The organism is Alteromonas gracilis (assembly GCF_002993325.1).
Classification (GTDB): domain Bacteria; phylum Pseudomonadota; class Gammaproteobacteria; order Enterobacterales; family Alteromonadaceae; genus Alteromonas; species Alteromonas gracilis.
In genome coordinates this window covers 225,871-238,737 of sequence record NZ_PVNO01000024.1, presented here as the reverse complement: position 1 = coordinate 238,737, position 12,867 = coordinate 225,871, and the positions used below count along the sequence as shown (strand labels likewise).

The window sequence follows — 12,867 nt, the reverse complement described above, 5'->3', positions numbered from 1 at the left end:
AGGGCGGTAGCTTCACCGCCCACAATCCAAAATTTCACTTTTCAACCGGCATTTTTATGCTGGCTGGGCAAGTGTTGACTAATAAAAAACAAAACCGATAGGGAACACGCATGAACACGTTTCGAAAACTAAGCATTAATATGTTAGCCGCCTCTGTTATGGCAGTACTAGGTGGCAGCGCGATGGCTGCTGATATTCATACCGCTTTAAGTGACTCAAAGGCATGGGCTGACCTTAATTTGCGTTATGAGGCCGTAGATCAAGACAATGCGCTAGAAGATGCAAGCGCGCTGACCTTACGTACCCGTTTAGGCTTTAGCTCAGGAAGTGTTAATGGTTTCTCATTTACCGCCGAGGTTGAAGATAGCCGAATTGTACTGGGGCAAGATGAGTTTTCCGTAGGGCCTACGGGCTTTAATTTAGGTGAATACTCGGTGATTGCCGACCCTGAAACCACCGAAGTTGACCAGGCTTTTATTCAATATAAAACGGATAAGTTCACTGCCAAAGTAGGTCGCCAAGTGATTACGCTAGATGACCACAGATTTGTTGGCCACGTTGGCTGGAGACAAGACCGTCAGACCTTCGACGCCGTAAGTGCTAAATATGCGGCAACCGACAATCTAGCGCTTTTCTACAGCTATTTGTACAAGCGCAATCGTATCTTTGCAGAGGCTGCTGATCTTGATTCAAAAGACCACATCCTTCACGCAACCTATACATCTAAGATAGGTAAGTTTGTGGCCTACGCGTATTTATTAGAAGTTGATAACGATACTGACAATGCACTAGATACGTATGGCGTAAGCTATGATGGGAAGATGAAAGGGGACAGCGTTAATTGGGCTTATGGCGCTGAGTTTGCTACTCAATCAAGCGAAGCTGGCGCGGGTGAAACTGCCACCGACTTTGATGCGTCTTACCTAAATGCTTATCTAGCCGCAACCTTCTCTGGTGTAACCGCTAAAGTCGATTATGAAGTACTAGGTTCAGATGATGGACTATATGGCTTTGCTACGCCTCTTGCTACCCTACACAAGTTCAACGGTTGGACCGATCAGTTTTTGGGGACACCAGCCCAAGGCTTACAAGACCTTAAGTTTTCACTTTCTGGCGGCCTAGCCGGTGGTAAGTGGCTTTTGGCATATCATGATTTCAGCGCTGACGACAGCAGCAATGGTGTGGATGATTTTGGTAGCGAATTCAATGTTCAATACACCAAGAAATTTGCGGGTAAGTACAATTTCGGTATCAAGTACGGCACCTACGACGCGGGCGATATAAAAGTAGACGCAAATCGCTTTTGGATGTGGGTTGGTACCCGCTTTTAATCGCAGGATGAATCTATTTTTAGATACCACATAGCGAAATAGCTACATCAAATTTAGGTTGGCTTAGTCATTATTGACTTAGCCAACCTTTTTCAACGGCAGTATCTAGCTGCTGCAAAACGTAGTCCCACAGCGCTGGTGCGCAAGATTTTAAATGGGCATTACGCGCCTCAATTTTCTCTCTTGCAATACCGTGACGCTTCCAGCTTCCCCCATTGTCTTTCATGTTTTGAAATACAGGAAGTACTCGGTCCATGGCTTTAGCAAATTCTGCATCGGCGGTTTCTGCGGCTTCAAACTCAAGCCATAAATTGAGCATTTCATCATCCAGTGGACTTGGAAGTAAGCCAAATATCCGTTTAGCCGCTGCTAATTCTTTTTCAGCTTGTGCGTCATGGTCGCTCTGGTGGTTAAAAGCGAACATGTCGCCAGCATCAATTTCTACGATGTCGTGAATAAGAATCATGCGAATAACACGGGTAACATCAACAGGCTTGGCTGCATAGTCGCTTAGCATGTTTGCCATCAACGCAACGTGCCAGCTGTGTTCTGCTGAGTTTTCTTGCCGATAGTTGTCACAAGGAAGGGTAATTTGGCGCTTAACTGCTTTAAGTTTATCTAGTTCACAAATAAATTCGGCAAATTCGCTTACAGCACACATGGAAAGGCTCCTAGGCGTAAAAAATGGGCGCCTGAGCGCCCATTTTGTAATGTAGAGGTGTAACGTGGAGATGATTGCTTGAGGGCAACTACTTCTGTTCAGATAACCACACAATTAGATCAGCGATATCATCGAAGGTCATATCAGAGGTAAAAGTTGGCTGATATTTACCGTTAATAATGAAGCTTGGTACACCGGTTAGGTGCTCACGGTACTCATCGATTTGCTGCTGATTCTTACGCAACATGCTATTCACACCAAAACTTTTCGCCATTTTATCGAATTCTTCACCATCCACGCCGTTTACTACGAAGATGTTACGAAGGTCTTTAAGGCCGGTTACAGAGGCGCGCTGTTTGTGAATATAGTTAAAAATAGCACCGTTCATCGCGTCTTCTTGCTTCATAGCGCGAGCAATAAGCATAGCTTTAGTGGCATCGTCTTGAACTTCTGGCCCGGTGAAGCGCATGAAGTTCACGTGCACTTTATTGAACTTGGTGCCGTCGCTTTTCTTTTCTTTAATTTGCGCAACGATAGGTTCAAATTGGAAGCAATGTGGACACCAAAAAGAGAAGTACTCAGTAATAACTGGCTTATCTGTGGCTTCTTTATCAAGCACTTTATAGTGCGTGCCTTCTTTCCATTTAGACGCGGTTTCTTGGGCACAGGCCGTTAGTGGCAAAAGCATTGCCATGACAAACATTACTGCAAACTTTTTCATGGAATAAGATCCTATATTTAAAACTATTATTCTGCGATGAGATTATCACAGCATTGTTCGCTTAACTAGGTTCTGTTGTTCTTCAAACCCTTATACGCGATAAGCTCACCAAAAAATGGGATTCAAACCCTAGAGTGACCAAAGCGACAAAGTATAAAGTCTTAAGTAACCTTCGCCAAAATATTTAATTAAGGGCCGGTTCAAGACGATAAGCTGTGCGTTTACTTAAATAAGTGTAAAAGTATCAAGATGAATGAAACATGAATCAGGTGTGCATCCCGTTATAGGAGGGAAGGGGGGGCGGATACTTGAGCTTAGTGTTGTATTGTTCACACGTTTTTAAATAGTGAACGCTATATAAAAAGCCTGTGTAAAAAGGCTATACCTTTCGATATAGCCTTTTTAATTAATGTCTCAGTTTGTTACATGCTGAAGTTAACCGATAATAATGCTCGGCGTTCTTGTCCTGCATAGCCCACAATATCTTCATAGTCGGTATCAAAAACATTATCGACTTTGAGCGAAACCTGCCATTTGTCATCAATTTGGTAGCTAAGATTGACGGTAGCGAGGGTATACGCTGACAGCGCTAACGTCTGTGATGGTTCTGGAAATGGCGGAAAGAAGGTATCGTAATGAGTACCTGTATACGCGAACTTAGTATAGAAGCTGAATTTGTCGGTGCCAAAATCTGTATTGTAAGTAAGTGAGCCTTGGTGCTGCGCCCGGCGAAGTTCCCTTGTGGTAATACCATTATCAGTTTGCTCTGCATCTAAATAACTGTAAGCTGCCGTGATGTGTCCGTAGCCACTGTTCCAGTTAATTTCCAAGTCTACACCTTCTCGGGTACTGTCTCCGTCTATGTTGTCAGCACTAAATGCTCCTGCTTCTGGAACGAAAACGAAACCGTTAATTTCATCTTCTAAATCAGCCGTGTAAACGCTAACTTGCCCAGTTATTGTTTTCCAGTTTGCTTTAACACCTACTTCCCATTCTTCGCTAGTTTCGGGCTCTAGGTTCGGGTTTCCAATAAAACTAGTAGGAAAGAAGCCAAAGCGCTCTGTGAAGGTAGGCGTTTTAACAGCGCTTCCATAGCTGGTAAACAGAGTGTAATGATTATTTAATTGCCAGCTCAATCCACCGCGATAGCTGACCGCATTATCAAATTCACTGTTGTTGTCGTATCGAGCGCTTAGTGTAGCGGTTAAATATCGAGTTAATTGACCGTTTGATTCAGCAAAAACACTGTATGTATTATCGTGCTGCTTTTGATTAGGATCGCCAAAATTGATGGGACCGCGCTGGTCGAAGAGTCGTTGAAGATATTCAATGCCTCCAGCAAAGTCCCAGTTTTTAACGGTGTAAAAGCTTGTCCAATTAAACTCAATGCGCTCGCCAGTTGTGCCCCCTGCTTCAGCGCCTACCTCTGTATTGTCGTTCTCGTCTTTGCGGTAATGGGCGCTTAATGCGGAACGGTATGGCGAATGCTCAGGGGTAAACTCCCAGCGCAGTTTGGCGCTAAGTTGTGACCCATCAGTCACATTATCGGTGTCAGTGGGGAGCCCAGTGGTAGCAAAGTCAGTGCCGTCGTAGTCGTTTTCATAGTCTACGGTACGCATATTTGCGATGATAGTATGTTCAGACGTGGCGGCATAGTTGAGGTTAATGCCAGCGGTCATATTGTCATAGCCGTCATCTTCATTGCCAACGCGAGACACATTGTCTCCATCAGTTTTGATATAGCTGGCATAAGCGGATATTCCAACATTTTCGCTTTGAGAACGAGCATTCATACTGCCTTGTAGTGTTCCTTGCGTGCCCGCTGACGCAGAGAAATCCACGTGAGACGTGTTCGCAGCAAATTGGCCAGACTTGGTGGTGATACTCAGTACGCCACCAACAGCACCGCTACCCCAGCGTGCACTTTGAGGGCCACGCAGCAGTTCAATGCGCACCACATTCGCGCTGGTAAGGTGTGCCAGGTCAACAAGACTACCTTGACCTACATCGTTAGAAACAACACCATCAATTAAAATAAGTAAATGATTGGTTTCGCCACCGCGGACGCGCACCTCAGTCAGGCCGCCCGGACTGCCTGACTGAGCTAAGCTTACACCCGGCAGGCCGCGGATGAGGTCAGTCAGCTGCAGTGCTCCTGACGCTTTAATGTCGCTTTCGGTTAGTACAGAAACAGAGCTGGGAAGCATTGTTATCGGAATTGGTAAACGGGTACCCGTTACCGTAAGTGTTTCAATACTTTGATCTAGGGGTTGAGAAAAAGCAGGTGTGCTAAAGCACGAGAGAACCGCAGCACTAAGCGCTGCGTGATTAAAATGTGTACGCATGATTATTTATAATATCTTTGATGTACTCCGCCCGAGTACATGTTTTAGGGAAGTGTTTTGTTTACTGATTATTAAGTCACAATAAGTAAACAACACCATGAAGCACAGGCCGGTATCCGGGCTTACTCACCAGCACTTTATAAGTGATAGTTCTTTTGCCTTCCCATCAATTAGTGCTTACCAACGCAGTATTGCGCTAGCACTTACAAAGACAGTGGCGTTTGAAAAGAAAACGACATAGCGTTGAGTTTACCGTTGCGGGGGCAGCATCAGCGTTTCACTGATTTCCCGTTTAACCCTTGTCGCCGTCGTTAATCCGAGGGAGAAGGGCACCTAAGCGATGCCGATTATAGAGAAAGTGCAATGTGATAGCGAATATGATTTATCACGCCTTTCACCTTGTTATTAGTTCTGTGAACTGTAATAACAAGGCGTAACTATGCGTTTAAATAGTAACCGTGTCGAACGAACCTACGGTCCGCATCAGAGGGATAATACCAATCCGCATAGATAATTACCCACTCAGCGAGAGTTAAAATGTTCGTAATCGCGGCGTGTTACCGCAGGTATAGTGGTTCTACATCAAGGTGACACAACAAAGAGTACGGACATTTTAAACTCGCCCTTCGGGAAGGTCTGGCAAGCTTCCTAGCTTCATTCTGGGAACTTGAAAGGGAACAGCCATTCCTGCATTCCCACGCTTCGCTAGGAAACTTGCCAGCGCCTTCTGAGTGGGCACTTTTCTATGCGGATTGGTATAATGATGCAGGTGAAACAAAATGCCGCACCTGAATCATTTAATAGCCAAGCTTCAATGCTGGCTCTTGAAGGGCTGACATTTGTTCTTTTAGGGCAAGAATTTGACCTTCCCAGTATTTGTCTTCTGCGAACCAAGGAAATGCGCGAGGAAAGGCAGGGTCTTTCCAGCGTCTAGATAGCCACGCCATATAATGCACCATACGCATCGCGCGAAGGGGTTCGATAAGCACAAGCTGCTTGGAATCGAAAGAGTGAAACTCTTCGTAGGCTTCTACCAACGTATCTAATTGTAAAAGCTGCTGCTGACGATCTCCACTCAGCATCATCCACAGATCTTGTATAGCAGGCCCCATGCGGCAGTCATCAAGGTCAACAAACGTAGGGCCGTCTCGCCATAAAATGTTCCCTGGGTGACAATCGCCATGCAAACGAATAGAAGACGTAGGCTTATATGCCTCCTTAGTGGCCGAAATAACGGGGTTCAAGATGGCAAAAAATGCGGTTTTTAAATGATCTGGTAGCAAAGTACTTTGCTCGAGCACGTTTCTTGGCTCGTTGAGGTAGCTTTCAATATCAATGGAAGGGCGAGAAGTGAATGTTTTGGAATGAGCGACACGATGAATTCGACCTATAAAACGGCCCATCCACTCGAGTTGATCAAGATTGTCGTTTTCAAATTGTCTTCCGCCAACAGAGGGAAACAGAGCAAAGCGGTAGTCGGTCTCACCGACATTGTGATGGTGCAGTGTACTGCCGTTAATGGCAATAGGCGCGGCTAAAGGAATTTCATTCTCTATGAGTTCTTGAGCAAACTCATGCTCTTCGTTAATTTGAGTGTCGCTCCAGCGACCTGGTCTATAGAACTTGGCTACATAACGCATACCATCTTCGGCAAGAAATTGGTAAACACGATTCTCATAACTGTTAAGCGCTAACAAGCCGCTTTGAAGAAAAATGCCCTGGCTTTCCAGGGCATCTAATATGGTATCTGGGCTAAGCCCAGAGAAAGAAAAGTCTGTCATCGATAAAGGAACTTCGTTGGTTCATCAACCGTAACCGTTTCCCCATCAATTGTGGTGGTTACACTGATAAAAATATCGGTAACCGTATCTTCCAGATTATAGGCATCAGTTGCAACTGAAATCGGTGTACTGTAAACCGCGCCTCCGGCAACTGTCACCTGCTGCTCACCAATGTATTGATAATCCGGTAGGCCTTTTATAGCGATTGAGTAGGTTTGGGTTTGCTGAGTTTTGTTGAGTACCTTGATGGTATAAACATTTTCAATAAGACCCTCGTTTGTCTCGCGGTACAATGAATTTCTGTCGCGAATAATGTCTACTTCCGTTGGGCTGCGCGTCCAGATATTGGCAACCAATAAACCTGTCATAACAAGAAGCACGACAAAATAACCCACTAATTTGGGGCGAATAATGTGAGTCTTGCCTCCAGCCAATTCTTCTTCGGAAGTGAAACTAATAAGCCCTTTGGGGTAGCCCATTTTATCCATAACACCGTTACAAGCGTCTACACACGCGCCACAATTAATGCACTCGTACTGAAGGCCATTGCGTATATCGATACCGGTTGGGCACACTTGCACACACAAATTACAATCGATACAGTCGCCCAATCCTTTTTCTTGGACCTGCTCGTGGCTAAGTTTTCGAGGTCGAGGACCGCGCTGCTCACCTCGTTTTGCGTCGTATGAAACAGTGAAGGTGTCTTTGTCGAACATGGCCGACTGAAAACGCGCGTAGGGGCAAATGTGTGTACACATAATTTCTCGCATGTAACCCGCATTACCATAAGTACAAACTGCGAAAAATATAACGGAAAAACCTGCCCAAAAACCGGTGTTGAAGGTTACAAAGTCAATAAACAATGCATCAATTGGCGTAAAGTAGCCAACAAAGGTTAATGCCGTTAAAAGCGCCACTAACACCCATGCGGTATGCTTGGCTGTTTTGCGTAGAAATTTATCCGTATCCATTTTGCGGGCGTCAAGCGCGATGCGTTTATTTCGTGGCCCTTCGAACTTCTCCTCGAACCATGTATAAATATAGACCCACGTTGTTTGCGGGCACATAAACCCACACCAGACTCGACCAGCAAACGTAGTAACAAAAAAGAGGGCGAAGGCAGAAACAATAAATATGTAGGCCAGCAGTGTAAGATCTTGGGGCCATAGGGTAAGCGAAAAAATCGTAAAACGTTGCTCGCCAATATCAAGAAGCACCGCCTGATGACCGTTGTACTGAATCCACGGAATTACGGCGAAAAGGGCCAGAAAAAAGAGCCCAAAGAATCGTCTGAACGTTTCAAGTGGGCCTTGAACTGCACGGACATAGATACGGCTACGAGAGTCGTGGCGTTTGCCCTCAGTGGCTCCTTTAGGCTTATGTACCTTTACCGGTGTAACGGTCTTTACCGGTATTTGTTCATTCATAGCTTAACCTTATATGATGTAGCGAACTGCCTGCGCAGTATAACGTGGTTCACACCATCATGTTTAACATAGATCAATAATGCGGCGTATGGTGAATCTTTCGGAACTTTCAGTCAATACTGAAAGTTTCGAAATTTAGCGTAAAGTAGGGCTTTATTTCCTAATTTGTGTTGTCAGTGTCAACTTAGCAATACGGTGAGTAACTCAAGATGCTCATTGCCGATTAGCATACATGAGTATAGTTCTCAGTATTTACAATTAACCAGGTATCACCCTAATATCTTTAACATTAATATGGTCAATGACTGACTGCATCGTGTACAGTGAGGTTCATAAAATCCGAAGTTGGTCTTGCATAAACACCGCTTCGAAAATTGTAGAAAAGTTGGCGCCATTTGTCGTAAACGCCTATCGAAATTAGCTGAGAAGTCATGTTAAGGTTTTTTATCATCGCCGCTGAGATCATCGTATTAATCTTAGTTTTGCGCTCTCCTTTTGTTCAGTATCTTTTTGAAGATATTCAAAATACCGTGTCTGATTGGCTCGTATCTATTGCTACCGCAGCTGAGCGCGAAAGTCTGACTAATTTGCAGGAAGACATTAGTGGAAAGCTCAGCCCTTTAAAACCTTATCAGCAGAGTTACATTCAACAAATTACTGCGGACTCAGCGAGCGTAAAGCGGTTTTATCACACCTACTGTGAAAATGATGACATAAACCCTAACTTTTCGGGAACTAAACGCGCTCAACTTTGCCTAATCATTAAACAGTCGCCAGTTATGCAGGTCGCAAAGCCAGATTAGACTATGCAAGTTCATAAGCCTTTTCTTTATCTGCGAGTAGTGAATTGAATAACCGATTTCACATTGTTTGCTAACTTACGGTTTAAATGACTGAATTTAGGAGCATTAAAGTGAATAAATTACGTACTTTTTCTTGTTTGGGCTGCGCAGCTGCAGTCGGATTACTTGCTGTTTTTGCTCCCACACAAGCGGCAGAGGTTAAAATCACGTGGGAAGAACCAGAGTCTTACAGCGACATCAGGCCCACGAATGAGTCACGCAAACGCTTTCGGGAGCGCACACTTGAAGAACTTGAATCCCACATCGTTGAGCTCGCTAAGGATTTACCTGATTCGCAAGTGTTGTCTATGACGGTGACCAACGTCGACTTGGCCGGGCAAGTGTGGCCAAGTCAGTTTGTTGGCTTTGGTAACGGGGCTGGTAGTGATGTTCGCATCATAAAGCGTATAGATATACCGCGTATGACGTTTAGCTATACCTTAGCAAACGCCGATGGGCAGATCATTGTGAGCGGCGAAGAAATTAAACTTAAAGATATGGACTTCATGGAGTCGAATATTCGTCGTAATCGCACAGAATCATTGTCTTATGAAAAAGCAATGCTCAACGATTGGTTTTCAGATACGTTTGCAACCCAAGTTGCAGCAACAAATTAAGCTTTTTTGAGCTTGGGTTGCGCTTAACGAGAGATATCGTAACTTTTCAAGTGTACTTTTATTTCAAAGGTACACTTATTTCAAAGGTACACTTATAGAGTACTACTTGAAATGTTAGCAATAGCGAAGTGTTTCCATCCCGCTGTAACTATTAAAAAGGTCACGTAAACGTAACCTTTTCTGTATGCGTGGCCCAACTATTTTGGGCCTTTAGCAATTTACAATTGACTATTTAGTTATCACAAATAGTCAAATTCGTTACCTGAAATAGCAAGGGTGCTGTCTGGACCTGCTTTATACGCAGCTTTATGTGCATCGCGACGTACAAGTATACGTTCCATATAGAAATTCCGAGTTTTCATTTTCGATGCAGCAAGTACCGCGTTTTCTGAGTGCTGTGCTTTATCAGCCATGCTGTACCATAGTACGCCGATAAGTGAATAAGCGCTGTAGGCGAGATAGTCACAGGCAGCCGATGCAGCGGTAGTTGCATCCATGCCGAGGCAATCAGCTGACGAGGCGCGCCAGTCGTCTAGAATACCCTGAGCCAAGTTCTTTGCTTCACTGTCTTGGATGTCGTTAACTAGTGCGCTGAATGCATTGTAGGTCGCTTCCATCATCTGGCCGCCATCACGGGTTAATTTACGGCCGATGAGGTCTAGCGCCTGAATACCGTTAGTGCCTTCATATAGCATCGCAATGCGCACATCTCGCATTAGCTGCTCCATGCCCCACTCGCGAATAAAGCCATGTCCACCGAATACCTGAACACCCAGACTGGTGGTTTCAAGTCCCATGTCAGTCATAAACGCTTTACAAATTGGCGTTAAAAACTGAAGTATCTTCTCAGCATCTTCTTTTTCCTGGCCTTCAGCGTGTTTCTCAACGTCCATAAATTTGGCATAGAAAAGTGATAAAGCACGGCAGCCTTCAATCAGTGATTTCTGAGTGAGCAGCATGCGCGCTACATCGGGCTGAAATACGATAGGATCTGCTTTACCCTCTGGATTCTGAATGCCTTGTGGCGCGCGGGACTGAACACGTTCACGGGCATACGTCAGCGCACCTTGATACGACGCTTCAGCAGCACCTAGGCCCTGTAAGCCTACTTGGAAGCGGGCGTCGTTCATCATAGTAAACATACAAGCTAAGCCTTGGTTCTCTTCACCGACAAGGTAGCCTGTAGCACCATCAAAGTTCATCACGCATGTTGGGCTCGCCTTGATACCCATCTTATGCTCTATACTCCCCACAGACAGGCTATTAGCTTCACCTGGTTCGTTGTTCGCGTCTGGTAAAAACTTGGGCACTAAGAACAGACTTATCCCTTTTACGCCTTTAGGTGCATCAGGTAGGCGTGCTAATACAAGGTGGATAACGTTAGCGCTCCAGTCGTGATCGCCAGCGGTAATAAATATTTTGTTACCGGTCACTTTGTAGCTGCCGTCGCCTTGTGGTTCGGCTTTCGTGCTAAGTAAGCTTAAATCCGTTCCTGCATGTGGCTCAGTCAGATTCATTGTGCCTGTCCACTCACCGCTAATAAGCTTAGCAAGATAGATATCTTTGAGTTCCTTACTGGCGTGTTTAGTTACCGCAAGGGTTGAACTTTCTGTGAGCATGGTCGTTAAACGCCAGCTAAGGTTGGCGGCGTTGAGCATTTCGTGAACTGGAACAGCCATGGTATAAGGCAAATCTTGACCGTCATATTCGGCAGAGCCTAACATCGCATTCCATCCATTAGCGACATATTCTTGGTAGGCATCTGCAAAACCTTTAGGGGTGGTTACTTTGCCGTTTTCCAGTTTACAACCTTCTTCGTCGCCTTCTCGATTAAGTGGGGCTACAACATCTAACGCAAATTTAGCACCCTGAGCAATAATCTCATTGGCTAACTCGCAGTCAAAGTCGCTTATGCCCAACTTTTCGTAATGAGCATCAAGTCCAAGCCAGTCTTTTAATAAAAACTGAAAGTCAGTTGTAGGGGCATGGTATAGAGGCATGGATGACTCCTTTTTCAAACAGGTGTTTTAATTTTGCCTATTATAGTCACAAAAAGCCTAGCCGTAATAGCCCGTTAAAGGAAAGTTAATAATAAATGTGAATGATAAATATGTTCGTAAGCTCATTGGTGGTTTCGGTTTGAGCAAGCCATTCCCATCAATAAAGCAACATGACTAAGTTTACTTGCTTTTATCTTTCTCACTGGCATGCTTACGCCATAGAAATAAAAGTTAGACAAAACGTGGTTCACAATAATATGTCATCAGGTAATTCGGATAGTACAAACGCGGCAATCAACAGTGCTTTAAATAAAGACGAACGTCATCATCGCCCGGTTTGCATTGTAACTGGTGGGAGTCTTGGGATTGGTTATGCAGTTTGTAAGTTGTTCAGTCAAAACGGTTACAATGTGATTAATCTTGATATCAGAGACTTCGAGCAACCGTTATCTAATTGCCTTTGGAAGCCCTGCGATGTGAGCGTAGTCAGAAACATCGAATCATCAATAAGCGAGGTTCTTGCTACCTATAAGCGCATAGATGCGCTGGTGTGTAACGCGGGTATACATGTATCAGCAACCATCGAGGATACGGATGAAGCCTTGCTTGATAAAGTCATAAACCTAAACATCAAAGGGGCCTATGGCGCGATAAAATCCTGTTTGCCCACAATGAAAGCACAAGGTAGTGGAGCTATCGTTGTGATGGGCTCTGATCAGTCTTTTGTGGGCAAGCGAAACTCATTTGCTTACGGTTTAAGCAAAGGGGCGCTAGCGTCTATGGCTAAAACGACAGCGCTTGATTACGCGACGTACAATATTCGCGTAAACGCAGTGTGCCCTGGAACTATTGAAACGCCACTTTTTCATAACGCTATCGACAATTATGTAGCTCGCTCAGGGGCAAATAAGGATGACGTGGTAGCCGAAGAAGCCGCCGCACAGCCCATTGGCCGATTGGGCCAGCCAGACGACGTCGCTGAATTGACTTACTTTTTGTGCAGCAGCAAAGCCTCCTTTATTACGGGGAGCTTATACGCTATTGATGGCGGCTATACCGCACAATAGTCAAGCGGTGTGTTTGAAAGCAGGTAGTGCGTTGAAGAGCAAACCTCTACCGTGCTTCAATTTTAACGTTAGGCA

At 44.9% G+C, this 12,867-nt stretch carries 11 protein-coding genes and 1 riboswitch; of the genes, 4 read left to right on the top strand and 7 right to left on the bottom strand.

Features of this window, described 5'->3' with window-relative positions:
- Window positions 1-110 precede the first annotated feature (110 nt).
- Window positions 111-1,331 carry an alginate export family protein gene (locus tag C6Y39_RS08095; protein WP_105930762.1) on the top strand — a complete coding sequence of 407 codons (1,221 nt, stop codon included), beginning with the start codon at window positions 111-113 and terminating at the stop codon, window positions 1,329-1,331.
- A gap of 70 nt (window positions 1,332-1,401) precedes the next feature.
- On the opposite strand, the gene C6Y39_RS08090 is transcribed toward C6Y39_RS08095, so the two are convergent.
- The 6 genes from C6Y39_RS08090 to ccoG all read right to left on the bottom strand — a co-directional run bounded on the left by C6Y39_RS08090 (window position 1,402) and on the right by ccoG (window position 8,266).
- On the bottom strand, window positions 1,402-1,992 hold the full coding sequence (locus tag C6Y39_RS08090) for an HD domain-containing protein (RefSeq protein WP_105930761.1): 591 nt from the start codon (window positions 1,990-1,992) through the stop codon (window positions 1,402-1,404).
- Between the two features lie 88 nt (window positions 1,993-2,080).
- A complete protein-coding gene (locus C6Y39_RS08085; protein ID WP_105930760.1) occupies window positions 2,081-2,713 on the bottom strand; it encodes a thiol:disulfide interchange protein DsbA/DsbL in 633 nt (210 codons plus the stop codon).
- Between the two features lie 422 nt (window positions 2,714-3,135).
- Window positions 3,136-5,058, bottom strand: a complete 1,923-nt coding sequence (locus tag C6Y39_RS08080; RefSeq protein WP_105930759.1) for a TonB-dependent receptor plug domain-containing protein — start codon at window positions 5,056-5,058, stop codon at window positions 3,136-3,138.
- 90 nt (window positions 5,059-5,148) lie between these two features.
- Window positions 5,149-5,410: riboswitch (cobalamin riboswitch) on the bottom strand.
- A 261-nt stretch (window positions 5,411-5,671) separates the two neighbouring features.
- Window positions 5,672-5,797, bottom strand: a complete 126-nt coding sequence (locus tag C6Y39_RS18955; protein ID WP_276309290.1) for a hypothetical protein — start codon at window positions 5,795-5,797, stop codon at window positions 5,672-5,674.
- 58 nt (window positions 5,798-5,855) lie between these two features.
- On the bottom strand, window positions 5,856-6,839 hold the full coding sequence (locus C6Y39_RS08075) for a serine/threonine protein kinase (RefSeq protein WP_105930758.1): 984 nt from the start codon (window positions 6,837-6,839) through the stop codon (window positions 5,856-5,858).
- A complete protein-coding gene (gene ccoG / locus C6Y39_RS08070) occupies window positions 6,836-8,266 on the bottom strand; it encodes a cytochrome c oxidase accessory protein CcoG (protein WP_105930757.1) in 1,431 nt (476 codons plus the stop codon). Before ccoG ends, C6Y39_RS08075 begins: the two co-directional genes overlap by 4 nt.
- Window positions 8,267-8,697: 431 nt before the next feature.
- Between ccoG and C6Y39_RS08065 the strand changes: the two genes are divergently transcribed.
- Both C6Y39_RS08065 and C6Y39_RS08060 read left to right on the top strand, forming a co-directional pair.
- Window positions 8,698-9,069 carry a hypothetical protein gene (locus C6Y39_RS08065; protein WP_105930756.1) on the top strand — a complete coding sequence of 124 codons (372 nt, stop codon included), beginning with the start codon at window positions 8,698-8,700 and terminating at the stop codon, window positions 9,067-9,069.
- Window positions 9,070-9,179: 110 nt separating this feature from the next.
- A complete protein-coding gene (locus tag C6Y39_RS08060; protein ID WP_105930755.1) occupies window positions 9,180-9,725 on the top strand; it encodes a DUF3016 domain-containing protein in 546 nt (181 codons plus the stop codon).
- A 239-nt stretch (window positions 9,726-9,964) separates the two neighbouring features.
- Here C6Y39_RS08060 and C6Y39_RS08055 read toward each other — a convergent pair whose 3' ends face one another.
- Window positions 9,965-11,725, bottom strand: coding sequence for an acyl-CoA dehydrogenase family protein (locus C6Y39_RS08055; RefSeq protein ID WP_105930754.1), 1,761 nt, complete (start codon window positions 11,723-11,725; stop codon window positions 9,965-9,967).
- A gap of 170 nt (window positions 11,726-11,895) precedes the next feature.
- Here C6Y39_RS08055 and C6Y39_RS08050 point away from each other — a divergent pair, with 170 nt between their 5' ends.
- Window positions 11,896-12,792: an SDR family NAD(P)-dependent oxidoreductase gene (locus C6Y39_RS08050; RefSeq protein ID WP_420808456.1), complete on the top strand. Its 897-nt coding sequence runs from the start codon at window positions 11,896-11,898 to the stop codon at window positions 12,790-12,792.
- Window positions 12,793-12,867 lie beyond the last annotated feature (75 nt).